The sequence below is a fragment of the Anaerobacillus sp. ABA4_114 genome (assembly GCF_056159065.1).
This window is the reverse complement of the sequence record NZ_JBSWUM010000001.1, coordinates 3637481-3653508: the sequence shown is the minus strand read 5'-3', so window position 1 is coordinate 3653508 and position 16028 is coordinate 3637481. Positions and strand designations below refer to the sequence as shown.

Genomic DNA, 16028 nt, shown 5'->3' with positions numbered 1-16028 from the left:
AAAAGGGGCACGAGAATGTACGAAACGATTGAATACGAAATAAGGGATCGGATTGCATGGATCCGCCTAAATCGACCAGATAAAATGAATGCGTTTACAATGGTGATGAATAAAGAAGTTCAAGAAGCGGTTGAGCGTGGCGAGGGCAATGAAGACGTACGCTGTATCGTGATTACCGGAAATGGAAGAGCATTTTGTGCAGGACAGGATTTGAATGGAGTTGACGAAGGACTCGATCATGGTGACGTACTTCGATCAGCATATAATCCTATGGTCAAGCAAATCGTGAACTGTGAGAAACCAGTCGTTGCAGCTGTTAATGGTGTAGCTGCTGGTGCAGGGATGAGCCTTGCTCTCGCATGTGATTTCCGTCTTGCACATGAGAACGCTAGTTTTATTGAGGCATTCGTACACGTCGGGCTTGTTCCTGATTCTGGCAGCATGTATTTTTTACCTCGATTGATCGGTCATGCAAAAGCGTTAGAGCTTGCGATGCTTGGTGATAAAGTGAGTGCATCGAATGCGAAGGAACTTGGTATGGTCAACGATGTGTATGAGCATGATGCTTGGGATGAAAAAGTCAGTAACTTTGCTGCGCGTCTATCGAATCTACCACCTAAAGCGGTCTCACTCATCAAAGAAGGGATGGCAAAAAGTTGGGACAGCAGTCTTGAGGAAGTGCTGGAATTTGAAGCAGAAGCGCAGCGTAAAGCAGGTCGAACCAACGATCATCGTGAAGGTGTAAAAGCTTTTATTGAGAAGAGACGCCCGGTGTTTCAAGGTTCATAATGCTTTAAAGAAGGAAACTGGGGGAAATATCGAGAATAATAGATGTTAGGGGGAAGGGGTCCTGGAGGTTAATTATCCTACCAGGCTCTTTCCTATGTTCTTAACTAGAGGAGGATGCAAATTGGCTGTCGTTACATATGAAGTAAAGAATCACGTAGGATACGTTACATTGAATCGTCCGGATGTTCTAAACTGCTTTAACTATGAAACGCTTTCTGTACTTCAAGGAATCATCGATGATATTTATACCGATAAGAATGTACGTGTTGTTATTTTTATGGGGGCTGGTGAAAAGGCTTTCAGTGCAGGAGCGGACTTAAAAGAAAGACGATCACTCTCTGAAAGTGAAGTGAAGCGGAACGTCAAAAAGATTCGCGAGGTATTTTCATCTGTTGAAGCCCTTCCTCAACCGACGATCGCAGCGATCAACGGATATGCATTCGGAGGCGGATTTGAACTCGCACTAGCGTGTGACTTTCGTTATGCAGTAGAAGGGACTAAGATGGGGCTTACTGAAACGAGTCTAGGTATTATACCTGGTGCCGGTGGAACGCAGAGGCTTCCACGCCTTATCGGTTCTGCTAAAGCACTCGAGCTGGTGTTGACCGCAAGAAAACTAACTTCAGAAGAAGCGTTTGATTATGGAATCCTGAATGGTGTCGTAAAAGCTGAAGCCTTGCTTTCTCAGTGTGAGGACCTTGCTTCTGAAATTTGTAAGAACGCGCCGGTGGCTGTTCAACAAGCGAAGTTTGCAGTCCGAGAAGGCATGAATGTCGATCGACATACGGGCATGGCTATCGAATCGAAAGCGTATGAAGTGACAATTCCCACGAAGGATCGTTTAGAAGCTCTTGAAGCTTTTGCTGAGAAGCGAAAGCCTGAGTTTAAAGGAGAGTAGTTGCGATGTCCTTCGCTCTTTGGTAGTATAACATCATATTTAGGGTGCGTTTTATTAACGGTATACCTTGAGCGGAGGAAAATGTTATGAATGAAGGTTTAAATACAAGGTCGATGATCTTTACGCTGTATGGGGATTATATCCGCCACTACGGTAATGAGATTTGGATCGGAAGTTTGATCAGGCTGTTGAAGGAGTTTGGACACAATGATCAGTCAGTTCGAGCTGCAATCTCAAGAATGAACAAACAAGGATGGGTACAATCAAGAAAAGAAGGTAACAAAAGCTATTACTTCTTAACAGAGCGTGGGGTAAAACGGATCGATGAAGCGGCAAGGCGTATCTTTAAGCTTCAGCCGTTCAGTTGGGATGGAAGATGGCGCATGCTTCTTTACACGATTCCAGAAGAAAAAAGACACATTCGTGACGAGTTACGAAAAGAACTTGTCTGGAGCGGCTTTGGAAGTTCTTCTGCGAGTTTGTGGATGTCTCCTAATCATCTGGAAGAGCAAGTGGATGTATTGATCGAGAAATACGATATTAAAGAACATATTCATTTCTTTGTAGCCGATTACAAAGGTCCACACGAAAATACTGCTCTTGTGAATGAATGCTGGGATTTGAAGGACATCAGCGATAAATATCGCTCCTTTATCAAACGTTACAGTGAGAAGTTCGTCATCGATCGTAATAAGATCGAAAAAGGGAACATGACAGATGGAGAATGTTTTGTTGAAAGGGCAAAACTTGTTCATGAATATCGTAAGTTTCTATTCGTGGATCCGGGTCTTCCTCCTCAGCTGCTGCCAGATGAGTGGCCGGGAGAACATGCGGCGAAGCTATTCAGCGACTACTACCGTACGCTTGCAAAACCATCATCGCGCTTCTTTGAGGAGGTCTTTAAAGAAGGCAATGAATTGAAGAAGAAAGACGATCGTTATGATGCGCTTCAGCATCCACTATTGATCGATAGATAAAAAAGGAACGGGTCTCCCGTTCCTTTTTTGGTATTAGCGAATTTCTTCGACGCCTTCGATTTGTTCAAGAAATTCTTTTCCTTTTTTCTTGTAGGTATCAATCGTTAACTTAATCAATTCTCGATCTTTGTCATTAAGCTCTCTAACGACTTTGCCTGGTGAGCCGAGAACCATCGTGTTTGGTGGAATCTTCTTCCCTGCAGGTATAAGTGTATTCGCTCCAATTAATGCACCTTCACCAATTTCAGCTCCGTCAAGTACGATAGCACCCATCCCAATGAGAGCACCTTTCTTTACCTTGCATCCATGAAGAATCGCGTTATGTCCAACCGAAACTTCATCTTCTAGCACAAGAGGATACCCTTCAAACAAATGACACGTACAATTATCTTGAATGTTACATCCGTTTCCGATCGTAATCGGTGCTTCGTCTCCTCTTAATACAGTATTGAACCACACGCTTGATTCTTCTCCAATCGTAACATCCCCGATAATTTTAGCTCCTGGAGCTACGAAAACATCTTTGCCTACCGCTGGTTTATGACCGTTATAAGAAATTAGCATCGAAAAAATCCTCTCTTTCTCATTTTTTTGCAGGAATTCAGTGTCTGTTTTTTGAATGTTTAGTATGAGTATAACACGTAATCTATTAAACGTAATAAATACGTTACAGGAAAAGGGGCGAAGACATCATGAATCGGATTTGTGAAACGCTATCGATCAACTATCCCATCATACAAGGGGGTATGGGAAATATCTCAAGCTCAGAACTAGCATCTGCGGTCTCGAACGCTGGAGGTCTTGGCACGATCGGAACTGGAACGATGTCGCCAGATGAGGTCGAGAAATTGTTAGTAGATATTAAAATGCGCACATCATTACCATTCGCTGTGAACATCCCGATCACCGTAACTCCATTCTTTAAAGAAATGTGTGAGCTGGTAGTGAAGCATGACGTCAAAGTAGTGTCTCTCTCAGCAGGGAATCCCTCGCCACATATTTCTTTTTTTAAAGAGCATGGCATAAAAGTGATCTGCGTGACAGCGAGTGTGAAGCATGCGATGAAAGCTGAAAATGCCGGAGCAGACATCATTGTTGGAGAAGGTTTTGAAGCAGCAGGGATCAACTCATCTCTAGAGCTAACGACCTTGACGTTGATTCCTCAGTTAAAAGCTAGTGTATCCATTCCAGTCATCGCTGCTGGTGGAGTAGGAGATGGCAAAGGATTAGCGGCAGCCTTTGTGCTCGGAGCTGAAGGGGTTCAGATGGGGACAAGACTCGTCGCAACGAAAGATTCTCCGTATCATTCAAATTATTTAGATCAAATTTTGCAGTCGAAAGACACTGGTACTGTGATCGTTGGACGAAGTGTAGGCAAAGTGAGAAGGATATTAAAAACAACTTATTCATCAATGATAGAAGAAGCAGAAAGAAATGGAGTACATCCTAATGATTTTGCCAAGATGACGGCTGAAGATAAGCACATTATTGGAGCGGTTGAAGGACGGCTGGAAGAAGGGTTCATCAATGGTGGACAAGTTAGTGGACTGATCGATTCGTTACCTACTGTGGAAGAGCTTTTTGTAACGATGATACGAGAAGCTTCAGAAACACTAAACGATCAATCCCTGAAGTTCAACAAGTTTAAACAACCTAATAACGGATAAGGGGAAGCCCTTGTCTAAGATAAAGATTCTAAAAATATACAATAGTAACAATTGTTTGATAATTCGTTGACAAGTTTCACAATTGCAGTGTACCATTACGATAAAATATGACAGATAGCTACATGTAGGTTCTCATTAAATTAACAGGGGGAGAAAATGATGTTGAAATCATGGAAAAAATGGGTTGGGATTTCTCTTGTCAGTAGTGTCTTGGTGCTTGCAGGGTGTGGAAGCAACAATGCATCGTCAGACTCTGACAGTGGGGGAGAAGGGTCAGAAGATAAGATGTATACGATCGGAGTAACGCAGATCGTTGAACACCCGTCGTTGGATGCGGCATTCGAAGGCTTTAAGATGGCGCTAGAAGAGAACGGCTTTAAAGAAGGAGAGAACGTTACATACGATGTGCAAAATGCGCAGAATGATATGAACAACAGCAATACCATCGCTCAAAACTTAGTTGGAGATAATGTCGATCTGATCTTTGCAAACTCTACACCAAGTGCTCAATCAGCATTAAACGCAACGTCAGATATACCGATCATCTTCACTTCGGTTACAGATCCTGTTGGAGCGAAGCTAGTAGAATCGTTTGATAAGCCAGGAGAGAATATCACAGGTACAACTGATACTCATCCTGATGCGATTCCAAAGACGATTGAATTTATCTCGAGTGAATTCGACGCTGAGAACGTTGGGTTAATTTATAACGCAGGGGAGCAAAACTCTGTTGCACAAGTCAAAGTTGTAAAAGAAGCGCTAGAAAGTAACGGATTGAACCCTGTTGAGAAAAGCGTTTCGACTTCAGCTGAAGTAAAGCAAGCTGCTGAAGCACTCGTAGGAAAAGTCGATGTGATCTATATTGCTACTGACAATACGGTCGTATCTGCGCTTGAATCTGTTATCAGCGTTGCGAACGACAAAGACATTCCGATGTTTGCAGGTGAATTCGATTCTGTTGAACGAGGCGCGTTTGCTGCCTACGGATTCGACTATAAAGATATTGGGTACGAAGCAGGTTTGATGGCAGCAAAGATCTTAAATGGTGAAGCAACTGCATCTGAATTACCAGTTCAATATCCTCAAAATTTGAAGCTTAAGATGAATAAGAGTGCTGCTGAAGAAATGCGAATCGATATCAAACAAGAATGGGAGGAAGAAGGAGAATATACCGAGTAACAGGACAGGTTCGAGAAAGAAGTCAGCTTCTTTTTCGAACCATTTTTTTTACTCGTGAGAATGAAATTAAGGGGGAGGCTTACATATGGGCTCAGCATTATTTGGTGCGGTTGAATCTGGTGTGATTTATGCCATCATGGCGCTCGGTGTATATCTATCATTTCGAATATTAGACTTTCCAGATTTAACGGTAGACGGAAGCTTTGTAACTGGGGCTGCAATTGCCGCTATTCTGATCGTTAATGGAACAAATCCTTTCTTTGCAACTTTGATTGCAATCGGTGCAGGATTTTTAGCAGGATGTGTGACAGGATTACTACATACAAAAGGAAAAATAAATCCACTGCTTTCAGGGATTTTAATGATGATCGCACTTTACTCGATCAATCTCAGAATCATGGGCCGTTCGAATGTGCCCCTGTTGAACGAAGAGTCGATCTTTACAAAAGTAGAATCGATTTTCTCATCACTAGGAATTGAGTCGTTACTAAACAGCATAGCATCGGCCGTTGGGCTAGGAGGTATCACCTCTACATGGTCGATTTTAATCAGTATGCTGTTGCTTACAGCTGTTATTAAAATCTTGACCGACTATTTCCTTAAGACGCAGGTCGGTCTTGCATTACGTGCGACAGGCGATAACAAACGAATGATTAGGAGTTTTTCAGCCAACACTGATCAACTGACAATCCTAGGTCTTGGTATTTCAAATGCTCTTGTCGCACTGTCTGGAGCGCTCATTGCGCAGTATAGTTCATTTGCAGATGTAGGAATGGGAATCGGGATGATTATTATCGGTCTTGCCTCCGTCATAATTGGAGAAGCGATATTCGGAACGAAAACGATCGCGATCACAACGTTTGCCGTTATTGGGGGAGCCATCGTTTACCGATTGGTTGTAAGTCTGGCACTTCGAGTTGATTTTCTTGAAACAGGTGATATGAAATTGATCACAGCAGTCATTGTTATCGGAGCATTGATCTTCCCGCAGTTAATCGATGGGCAAAAGGAGCGGAATCGAAAGAAACGGAAACGTCTACAGCAAACGAAACTGAAAGAGAATGGAGGAAATGAGTATGCTTCTTCTAAATCAGATTCACAAAGTGTTTAACGAAGGAACACTAGACGAGAAGGTTGCGCTAGAAGATATCGATCTAAAATTACAACCTGGTGATTTTGTAACTGTGATCGGAAGTAACGGTGCAGGAAAATCGACGTTGATGAATATGATCTCTGGCGTGTTAACTCCAGACGTAGGTGATGTTTTTATCGATGACAAGAAAGTAACGACGATGCCAGAGTATAAGCGGTCGAGGTTAATTGGGCGAGTCTTTCAAGATCCGATGGCAGGGACAGCCCCTTCGATGACGATTCAAGAGAACTTAGCGATGGCCTACTGTCGGAACCGTAGGCGTACCCTTGTAAAAGGCGTTACGAAAAAACTAAGAACCACTTTCCAGGAAGCTCTCGAAAGCCTTCACCTTGGACTTGAAGATCGACTGAACGCGAAAGTAGGATTATTATCCGGTGGAGAAAGACAAGCACTCTCTCTACTGATGGCCACGTTTACTGATCCGAAAATTCTCTTGCTTGATGAACATACGGCAGCACTCGACCCAGCTCGAGCAGAGCTCATAACTAAGCTTACAGGAGAAATCGTTGAGAAGACGGGCCTAACCACAGTGATGGTTACGCATAATATGCAACAAGCGCTAGATCTCGGAAATCGCTTGATCATGATGGACAGCGGAAAGATTATTCTAGAAGTCGATGGTGAGGACAAGCAGAATCTTACGATCGAAGCCCTGCTACATGAATTTCAGAGAATCAAAGGTTCAAAGTTGAATAGTGACAAGGCACTGCTTGGATAAACCTTGTGAACGTTACGGCTGTCGAAGTAGGTTCGGCAGCTTTTCTAACGCGAAAGGGTCGTAATTTTTTGACAATTAATTGACGGTTATTATACGTGATGTTATTATATCGTTAAATAAACGTCATATATTTTAGTGTGATGATTAGGGGATGAAGCGAGTGAAGGATGGTATCGCCATCGGACAAAAAGCAACAGTTACAACAACAGTGACATCAGAAATGTTCGCTCAGTTTGAAGGGAACGTTGTCCATCCAGCTTATTCTACCGTTTCAATGGTCTACCATATGGAATGGGCATCGAGAAAGCTCATTCTTCCATACTTAGAAGAGGAAGAAGAGGGAATTGGCGGAGGGGTCGAAATGAAGCATCTTGGGCCAGCATGTGAAGGTCAAGAGATCACGATCACCGCAACGATCACCTCATTGACGAGTAAATCAGTAATTAGCTATGTGGAAGTGAGAAGAGGATTGGATATTATTGGAACGGGATCAGTCGTTCAGTTCGTCCTACCTAAGAAAGCAATAGAAGAGAAATTAGCAAATGCTAAATTGTAAGCGATTTCATTAAGGGGTGAAAATCATGTTTGATCGAATAGCTGAGCATGAACAGGTACTTTTTTGTAATGACGCAGATACAGGACTTAAGGCCATCATCGCGATACATAATACAACGCTTGGTCCTGCTCTTGGTGGCTGTCGGATGAGACCGTATGAAACCGTAGACGATGCTTTAGAAGATGTCCTAAGACTCTCTAAAGGAATGACATATAAATGTGCTGCAGCAGATGTGGATTTCGGAGGAGGTAAAGCTGTAATTATCGGAGATCCTCTTACAGATCGCACACCTGAATTATTCCGTGCATTCGGTCAGTTTGTGGAATCGCTTAACGGGCGATTTTATACAGGAACAGATATGGGGACGACACCAGATAACTTTGTACATTCTCTACGTGAGACGAACTGTATCGTCGGCGTTCCAGAAGAATATGGTGGAAGCGGAGACTCTTCTATTCCTACTGCAAAAGGTGTTTTATACGGCATTCAAGCTACGAACAAAATGGTATTTGGGAATGAAGAGTTCGGAGGTAAGACGTATGCGATTCAAGGTCTTGGAAAAGTAGGGTATAAAGTTGCTGAAATGTTGCTTGAAGAGGGCGCCGAAATTATCGTTACTGATATTAACCGCTCCGCTATCGATCGACTCATTCAGCGTGCGATCGAACTGAAGGGTGAGGTCAAGGTCGTCTCAGGTGATGAGATCTACGAAGCTGACGCAGATGTGTTCGTACCATGTGCGCTAGGTGGGGTCATCAATGATCGTACGATCGATATGTTAAAAGTCAGTGCTGTTGTCGGATCAGCTAACAATCAACTTCTCACTCTTGAGCACGGAGACCGCCTTCATAATAGAGGGATTCTCTATGCACCGGACTATATTGTGAACAGCGGAGGGTTGATACAAGTATCTGATGAGCTATATTCTCCTCACCCGATGCGTGTACTTCAAAAGACGAAAGCAATTTACGATACGCTTCATACGGTGTTCAAAAACGCAGAAGAAAATTCAATATCGACTGTCCAGGCTGCGAATTATTTTTGTGAAGAAAGAATTGAAAGCCGTAAAAGAAGAAATAGCTTCTTTTCTCACAAAAAGCCTGGCAAATGGGCTGTGCGTTCTTAAATGCAGATAATAGGAGGATACGTATGGATATGAATGAGAAATTCCCTATCGTACAGCTAATCACTGGTGACGGCAGGAGAACCGGAGCTATTTCTGAAAACATTACGATCGAAAAAGCAAAACGTTTTTATCAGCATATGGTGTTTTCTCGTTTGTTCGACCGAAAAGCAGTAAATCTTCAAAGACAGGGGCGTATTGGGACATACGCTCCTTTTGAAGGGCAGGAAGCTTCTCAGATCGGAAGTGCACTTGCTATGGAAGATGGCGACTGGATGTTTCCGACTTATCGCGATCATGCAGCTACTGCTGCATTTGGTCATTCTTTAAAAAATATATTCCTCTATTGGAAAGGGTGTATCGAAGGCTGTGTGCCTCCGAAAGGAAAGCATATCTTTCCACCTTCCGTTCCGATTGCATCTCAGATTCTTCACGCTACAGGTACCGCATGGGCGGAGCAAAAGAAAGGGACTGACAGAGTGTCACTCGTCTATTTTGGCGACGGTGCAACTTCTGAGGGAGATTTTCATGAGGGGTTAAACTTTGCCAGTGTGTTTAATATTCCTGTCGTATTTTTCAACCAAAATAATGGCTATGCGATCAGTGTTCCTCTTGAACGTCAGATGAAAACAAAAACGATTGCCCAGAAGGCTTTAGCATATGATATTCCTGGCGTTCGTGTCGATGGAAACGATGTGTTTGCTGTTTACGATGAAACGATGAAAGCGGTCGAGCGAGCAAGAAGCGGCGGTGGACCGACGTTGATCGAAGCAGTCACCTGGAGGTACGGCGCTCATACAACGACGGATGAGCCTTCGAAATACCGTGACCAATCTGAAAGTAAAAGAAGAAGAGAGAATGAAGACCCAATCACAAGAGTAGAGAGGTTTCTTGAACATGAAGGGGCATGGGATTCAAATTGGGCAGAAAATGTTCATGAAGAATCAGAACAAAAGCTTGATGAAGCGGTGATCGAAATGGAAAAAACGATTAAATCTGATGAATCACTCATGTTTGACCATGTGTTTGGGACGGATGTTTGGCCAGTTCAGGAGCAAAAGCATCGTTTCTTTTATGAAGGGAGCGAGAAGGGATGAGTACTGCCGTAAATACAAAGAAATTGACTATCGTCCAAGCGATTACGGATGCGTTAAGAGAAATGCTAGCTGAAGATGAATCCGTATTGGTGCTCGGAGAAGACGTAGGTAAGAACGGAGGGGTATTCAGAGCGACAGATGGTCTTTTTGAGCAGTTCGGTGATGATCGCGTAATCGATACACCTCTAGCAGAATCAGGATTGATCGGGTCATCGATCGGTCTTGCGATGAACGGCTTTAAACCCGTTGTAGAAATACAGTTCCTTGGGTTTATCTATCCTGGTTTTAATCAATTGATCACCCATGCCACGCGCATTCGAACTAGGACGCAAAGCCGCTATACCGTTCCGTTAACTGTACGAGCTCCATATGGATCAGGCGTAAGAGCACCAGAAATTCATAGTGACAGTACTGAAGCTCTTTTCACTCATATTCCGGGCTTAAAAGTGGTTGTGCCTTCAAACCCTTATGATGCAAAAGGTCTTCTGATCAGTTCTATTAAAGATCCAGACCCAGTTCTATTCCTTGAACCTATGAAAATATATCGTGCAGGGAAAGAAGATGTACCAACTGAAAGCTATTCTGTTCCACTTGGTAAAGCTTCAGTCAAACGAACAGGTGATGATGTCTCGATCTTCGCCTGGGGTGCTATGGTGAGAGTTGCAGAAAAAGCAGCTGAAGAAGCAAGTAAGAATGGAATGCACTGTGATGTCATCGACCTAAGAACGTTATATCCGTTAGATAAAGATGCAATCGCAGAATCTGTACAGAAAACGGGAAGAGCCATTATCGTCCATGAAGCTCCTTCAACTGGTGGCGTTAGCAATGACGTGATCGAGATCATCAACGATACTTCCTTCCTTTACATGAGAGCCCCAATTAAAAAAGTGACAGGCTACGATACGCCTGTACCTCTATTTACACTTGAAGACGACTATGCGCCTGATGAAAAGAAAATCTATCGAGCAATTGAAGAAGTGACGCGTTTCTAAGGAGGGTGAACGTTAATGGAAGTGAAACTTCATGATATAGGTGAAGGGATGTCTGAGGGAGAAGTCGTTCAACTTCTCGTTAATCCTGGCGATGTTGTAACTGTGGATCAACCGTTGCTTGAAGTCCAAACAGATAAAGTGACGGCTGAGCTTCCGGCACCTATCGCTGGAAAGATTGAGAATATCCTTGTTTCTCCTGGAGATGTGATCGAGGTAGGGAATGTGATGTTAACGATCAATCCGGCTCAGGAAAGCGAGCGGCCTCCTGCTGAGTCAACAGAACGGGGATGGCGCAATCACAATAGAATACTAGCTGCTCCTTTTACTAGAAAGATTGCGAGGGAAAACGGGGTAGATATCGAGAAGGTTGTTGGAACTGGTCCTGCAGGGCGCGTCATGGATGAAGACGTGATCAACCATATGAAAACAAGTGTTAAGAAGCCGGCACCGATCAAGGAGAAAAAAGAAGTCAGGAAAGAAGCTCCACATGAAAGCTCGACAACGACCATACCATTCAAGGGGAGGCGTAAACAGATTGCAGCGAAGATGTCACAGTCACGACTTGCGATTCCTCACGTCTCACACTTTGATGAAGTCGACGTCTCCAATGTTCTGGAAATGAAAGCACAGTTAGAACAAAGGGGAGAGGCGATATCAGTTGCTGCGTTTTATATTAAAGCGGTTTGTACTGCCCTTAGAGACTTTCCTATTTTCAATGCAGTGCTCGATGAAGATGAAGGGGTTATCCATTTAAAGCCTTCTATTCATATTGGTCTTGCGGCTGATACGGAGGATGGATTGATCGTTCCAGTTATTCATGATTGTGACAAGCTTTCAGTTAAGGAAATCCATAAAGAAATGAAGAGGTTATATGAAGCTGCAAGTACGAATACGCTTCTTCCGAAAGAAATGTCTGGTAGTACATTTACCATCAGCAATGCTGGTCCCCTAGGTAGTACTGGTGCAACGCCGATTATCAATTACCCAGAAGTAGCGTTGATGGCTTTTCATAAAACAAAGAGAATGCCTGTCGTAGGTAAAAATGATGAAATCGTGATCCGTTCGATCATGAATCTATCGATGACGTTCGATCATAGGATAGCTGATGGTGCACATTCGATGCGATTTACGAATCGTGTGATGGAATTAATCGAGCAGCCTGCACTGCTCTTAACGGAGTTGAAATAATGGTAGTAGGAGAATTGGTATATGAAAAAGATCTGGTAATCATTGGAGCAGGCCCAGGAGGCTATCAGGCAGCGATCCGTGCAGCGAACTACGGACGTGATGTGACCTTGATCGATCGCACTGAACCTGGTGGGGAGTGCTTACATAGCGGGTGTATCCCTTCAAAACTGCTTGCTGTTTCTGCGAGTAAGATGAACGAAGCAGCTCCTGGCCTTACATTGTCAGCTTCCTTTTCGATGAAACAGTGGAACAGTGACAAAAAAGAAGTGGTAAAGAAACTAGAAACAGGACTTCACTCATTGTTCAAAACGAGTAAAATCGAATTTATACAAGGAAACGCCTCTTTCTTATCAGAGGAGCGGATCGGTGTTGAGCAAGGCGAGAAATTTGAAGTATGGTCTTTTAACCATGCGATCGTCGCAACAGGAAGCAGTCCGAAGATCCCCTCCTTTTATGAAGAACATAGTGATTTTGTACAATCTGTCGAAGACCTTTACAATCTGGAACGTGTGCCAGAGACCCTCGTACTATATGGATCGGACTATGTGACTGCAGAAGCAGCAAGTAGCTTTCAAGCCCTTGGTTCTCATGTCCATGTGATGACAGATGAGGCGTCATTTCTACCTGAACTTGATGAAACGATTGGAAAAGAAGTAAGAAGACAGTTCAAGAAACAGGGAATCCGTGTTTCTACAGGGGTTACAAATATAACGATAAACGAAGAAGGAAGCTCTATAAAAGTTACGGCGCACGATTCTAAGGGGAAAGATTTACAGATGTTTGCCGATATATTAGGATATTCAGCCGGAAGAAGGCGTAATCTTGAAGCCCTCGGTTTAGAGAATGCGAGAGTTAAGGTGAATGACGATCACTTTATTACGATCGACGATTCATGTCAGTCATCTAATGATCGCATCTATGCTTGTGGTGATATTACAAACGGACCGTCACTTGCGGTTAAAGCGATCAAGCAAGGTAAGGTAGCAGCAGACAACTGCTGTGGGGTTTCTTCTGTATGTGATCTTACTTTTTTACCTGTCGTCATGCACACGTTACCTCAAGTAGCATCTGTCGGATTAACCGAAGCGGAAGCGAAAGAAGCAGGGTACCAAGTATCTACAGGGCTATCTCATATGAGAGCAAACGGCTATGCGACGTTACAAGGGCAACCTGAAGGTCTTGTAAAAGTGATAAGAGATGAGGAGACGCATCTTTTACTAGGCTTTCATGCAATTGGAAGCGGTGCGATCGAACTCATCGAAAAAGGAACGCTCGCCCTGGAGATGGTTGCTAGAGATGAAGACTTTATTTACCCATTTGCGCCTCACCCGGGATTTGGAGAAGCATGGATCGAAGCAGCTGAAAATTCACTTCAAACATTTAAAACAGAATCAAAACAAAAACAACGCTGATTGGCGTTGTTTTTTTTGCTTACCTATGACGCGTGGGGTAATGAATGATCATCATCGCGTTACAAAGAGATTTTGATGGATTCACATAACGGTGTGGATAATTTGCGGTAAAGCGCAAGCTCTCACCTTTCTTAATCGTATACGAGATATCATTCACAACGAGCTGCATGTCCCCTTCTTCGACAAAAAGGTATTCTTCCACGCCTTCTGGATGAGGGTTAGAGTGATAATCGCAGCCTACATCTAACGTTATCGCGAAACTTTCAAACGATTTCCCTGGTTCCATTGGAAACAGGGGAACGACTTTCATTTTTCCACCTTCCTCAAAAAGCGGTTCAATTTCGTCTCTGTTCACCTTTTTTATCACTGGTTGTTCCTCATCTATAAAGGCTGTGAAGGAAACACCAAGGCCATTTGCAATTTTCCAAAGTGTATTTACGGTCGGGTTTGAGGCTCCTCTTTCAATTTGAGCGAGCATCGGCTTGCTAACTGAACATTGAGAGCTAAGCTGATCGAGACTCAGACCATTCTCCTGGCGTAGCTTCTTAAGCTTTTCACCGATTTGTTTTGTTAAAGAGTTGTCACTCATTCTTATCTCCTATTCTATGGTAAAATACCTATTGATGTTTTGTTTAATATAACATACAATCAGTATAATATATTAAACAACTAACGCCAATAGGAGTGATGGTATGCAGGCGATCACGAGTGTTACAAGAAGTGAGTCAGGATTTGCAACAGGTCTTAGAGCAGGAACAAGCATAGCGATTGGCTATATGCCAGTAGCGCTCACATTTGGCTTATTAGCTAGAACGACAGGGCTTACTGTGTTTGAAGCGATTTTAATGAGCATGCTAGTTTTTGCTGGCGCAGCACAGTATATAACGCTAAGCCTACTTGCAATCGGAACAGGTGCATTAGAAATTATATTTACAATATTCATTGTAAATATTCGACATCTATTGATGAGTGCCTCCATTAACGAAAGAGTAACAGAAGATTCGGTCTGGAAAAAGGCTCTATATGCATTTGGTATTACAGATGAGACGTTTACTGTAGCAGCTACAAAGAGTGGAAACGTGACGACAGGTTATATGTTTGGACTCTGCTTGATCTCCTACACGAGTTGGGTGGTTTTCACGGGAGCAGGATATATGGTGGGAGCATCACTTCCGGGTGTTATCCAACAGGGGATGAGCGTTGCACTATATGCGATGTTTGTTGGACTGCTTGTTCCGTCCTCTAAGAAGAGTCGGAAAGTCATCATTCTAGCAGGTTTGGCTGCACTCTTAAATAGTTTCTTTTCTTATCTTAGCATCTCGACAGGTTGGTCTATTGTCCTAGCTACATTATTATCATCCGTGCTAGTAGAGATTGTTATGGGGAGGAAAGAGAATGTCTAGTACAATGCTGTTGATCATCGTTGGTATGGCTGTCGTGACGTATATTCCAAGAATGGTGCCACTCGTATTCTTCAACTCTGATCACATACCTGCCTCTCTTCAAAACATACTGAAAAATGTACCGTTTGCGATTTTAGGCGCACTAATTTTTCCTGGTATCTTAACGATTCATGAAGACATGACATTTGGTCTGATCGGAGCAGCCGTCGCTTTCATCACTGCTTACCTTGGTGCCAACCTAATTGTCGTAGTGATGACTTCTGTTGGAGCTCTTAGTGTTTATGCGTATTTCTTTTTGTAAAGAGACATTTCAAGGATTATTGAACAATTTCTACTTCATTACAGGATGGTTAAATTAACGAAATAGTCAAAAATATTAGTGGTATTTACGTTTCAGTTCCTTTTGAGCGGGAAATTGTGTTACCAGGAAGGGATTCCCATCTAAAAAGGAGGGTTTCCGGAGCCTTGTTTCTCGCAGTCTAGAGAAATAATCTGCTAAAGGAGCTGGAAACATGTTAAAACCAACTGAAATTGAGGAAAAATCAACTTGTAGAATGTGCGATAATGATTATACTTGGTTCATTCCGATAGCAAAGGATAATTATCAATCACAAGGTAGGGTTGAAGCGACTGCAATTACGACAAAAAGCAGTCAAGCTCCAGTGGTTGAGCTCCATGTGATTGCACAATGTCCACATTGTGGAGTGATGAACCGATTTGATCACAGCTATGATCGCACGAACGTCTATGTAGAGAGTAAATAAACTGAAATGAAATCGGCGGTTATCCCGCCGATTTTTTTGTTCAACGTTTGTAATAATATTGATCTAAATCATAACAATATAGGTAAAGTACTAATACATAACCCTACAATAC

The 16028-nt window shown here is 43.0% G+C and carries 18 protein-coding genes; 16 read left to right on the top strand and 2 right to left on the bottom strand.

Annotated features, from left to right (window positions below; genetic code table 11):
* Positions 1-15 precede the first annotated feature (15 nt).
* The 3 genes from ACXAEY_RS18825 (at position 16) to paaX (ending at position 2664) form a co-directional block, all read left to right on the top strand.
* Complete coding sequence (locus tag ACXAEY_RS18825; RefSeq protein WP_474814180.1) at positions 16-789, top strand: enoyl-CoA hydratase-related protein; 774 nt, start codon at positions 16-18, stop codon at positions 787-789.
* Positions 790-910: 121 nt separating this feature from the next.
* The gene (locus tag ACXAEY_RS18820) at positions 911-1687 is read left to right on the top strand and encodes an enoyl-CoA hydratase-related protein (protein ID WP_474814178.1); all 777 of its coding nucleotides are present in this window, start codon (positions 911-913) and stop codon (positions 1685-1687) included.
* Between the two features lie 86 nt (positions 1688-1773).
* Positions 1774-2664, top strand: coding sequence for a phenylacetic acid degradation operon negative regulatory protein PaaX (paaX, locus tag ACXAEY_RS18815; RefSeq protein WP_270182481.1), 891 nt, complete (start codon positions 1774-1776; stop codon positions 2662-2664).
* A gap of 33 nt (positions 2665-2697) precedes the next feature.
* On the opposite strand, the gene ACXAEY_RS18810 is transcribed toward paaX, so the two are convergent.
* A complete protein-coding gene (locus ACXAEY_RS18810; RefSeq protein ID WP_474814176.1) occupies positions 2698-3228 on the bottom strand; it encodes a gamma carbonic anhydrase family protein in 531 nt (176 codons plus the stop codon).
* A 128-nt stretch (positions 3229-3356) separates the two neighbouring features.
* Here ACXAEY_RS18810 and ACXAEY_RS18805 point away from each other — a divergent pair, with 128 nt between their 5' ends.
* The 10 genes from ACXAEY_RS18805 (at position 3357) to ACXAEY_RS18760 (ending at position 13749) form a co-directional block, all read left to right on the top strand.
* Positions 3357-4331 (top strand): NAD(P)H-dependent flavin oxidoreductase, encoded by a 975-nt coding sequence (locus tag ACXAEY_RS18805; protein ID WP_474814174.1) that lies wholly within the window; start codon positions 3357-3359, stop codon positions 4329-4331.
* A 162-nt stretch (positions 4332-4493) separates the two neighbouring features.
* Positions 4494-5510, top strand: a complete 1017-nt coding sequence (locus ACXAEY_RS18800; protein ID WP_474814892.1) for an ABC transporter substrate-binding protein — start codon at positions 4494-4496, stop codon at positions 5508-5510.
* Between the two features lie 85 nt (positions 5511-5595).
* The gene (locus ACXAEY_RS18795; protein WP_474814172.1) at positions 5596-6621 is read left to right on the top strand and encodes an ABC transporter permease; all 1026 of its coding nucleotides are present in this window, start codon (positions 5596-5598) and stop codon (positions 6619-6621) included.
* Positions 6587-7381, top strand: a complete 795-nt coding sequence (locus ACXAEY_RS18790; protein ID WP_270182485.1) for an ABC transporter ATP-binding protein — start codon at positions 6587-6589, stop codon at positions 7379-7381. Before ACXAEY_RS18795 ends, ACXAEY_RS18790 begins: the two co-directional genes overlap by 35 nt.
* A gap of 151 nt (positions 7382-7532) precedes the next feature.
* Positions 7533-7937, top strand: a complete 405-nt coding sequence (locus ACXAEY_RS18785) for a thioesterase family protein (protein ID WP_474814170.1) — start codon at positions 7533-7535, stop codon at positions 7935-7937.
* A 25-nt stretch (positions 7938-7962) separates the two neighbouring features.
* Positions 7963-9063, top strand: coding sequence for a Glu/Leu/Phe/Val dehydrogenase dimerization domain-containing protein (locus ACXAEY_RS18780; protein WP_474814168.1), 1101 nt, complete (start codon positions 7963-7965; stop codon positions 9061-9063).
* A gap of 29 nt (positions 9064-9092) precedes the next feature.
* Positions 9093-10157 carry a pyruvate dehydrogenase (acetyl-transferring) E1 component subunit alpha gene (pdhA, locus tag ACXAEY_RS18775; RefSeq protein ID WP_474814890.1) on the top strand — a complete coding sequence of 355 codons (1065 nt, stop codon included), beginning with the start codon at positions 9093-9095 and terminating at the stop codon, positions 10155-10157.
* On the top strand, positions 10154-11149 hold the full coding sequence (locus ACXAEY_RS18770) for an alpha-ketoacid dehydrogenase subunit beta (protein WP_474814166.1): 996 nt from the start codon (positions 10154-10156) through the stop codon (positions 11147-11149). Before pdhA ends, ACXAEY_RS18770 begins: the two co-directional genes overlap by 4 nt.
* Positions 11150-11164: 15 nt before the next feature.
* Positions 11165-12337, top strand: a complete 1173-nt coding sequence (locus ACXAEY_RS18765) for a dihydrolipoamide acetyltransferase family protein (RefSeq protein ID WP_474814164.1) — start codon at positions 11165-11167, stop codon at positions 12335-12337.
* Entirely contained in the window at positions 12337-13749 is a 1413-nt protein-coding gene (locus tag ACXAEY_RS18760; RefSeq protein WP_474814162.1) for a dihydrolipoyl dehydrogenase family protein, read from the top strand. The genes ACXAEY_RS18765 and ACXAEY_RS18760 overlap by 1 nt, the downstream gene beginning before the upstream one ends.
* A gap of 19 nt (positions 13750-13768) precedes the next feature.
* Here the strand turns inward: ACXAEY_RS18760 and ACXAEY_RS18755 are convergent, their stop codons facing one another.
* The gene (locus ACXAEY_RS18755; RefSeq protein WP_270182491.1) at positions 13769-14338 is read right to left on the bottom strand and encodes a helix-turn-helix domain-containing protein; all 570 of its coding nucleotides are present in this window, start codon (positions 14336-14338) and stop codon (positions 13769-13771) included.
* 103 nt (positions 14339-14441) lie between these two features.
* On the opposite strand from ACXAEY_RS18755, the gene ACXAEY_RS18750 reads away from it, so the two are divergent.
* The 3 genes from ACXAEY_RS18750 to ACXAEY_RS18740 all read left to right on the top strand — a co-directional run bounded on the left by ACXAEY_RS18750 (position 14442) and on the right by ACXAEY_RS18740 (position 15916).
* On the top strand, positions 14442-15152 hold the full coding sequence (locus ACXAEY_RS18750) for an AzlC family ABC transporter permease (protein ID WP_270182492.1): 711 nt from the start codon (positions 14442-14444) through the stop codon (positions 15150-15152).
* Positions 15145-15453 carry an AzlD domain-containing protein gene (locus ACXAEY_RS18745; RefSeq protein ID WP_270182493.1) on the top strand — a complete coding sequence of 103 codons (309 nt, stop codon included), beginning with the start codon at positions 15145-15147 and terminating at the stop codon, positions 15451-15453. Before ACXAEY_RS18750 ends, ACXAEY_RS18745 begins: the two co-directional genes overlap by 8 nt.
* 211 nt (positions 15454-15664) lie before the next feature.
* A complete protein-coding gene (locus ACXAEY_RS18740; protein WP_270182494.1) occupies positions 15665-15916 on the top strand; it encodes a hypothetical protein in 252 nt (83 codons plus the stop codon).
* The last annotated feature ends 112 nt before the right edge of the window (positions 15917-16028 follow it).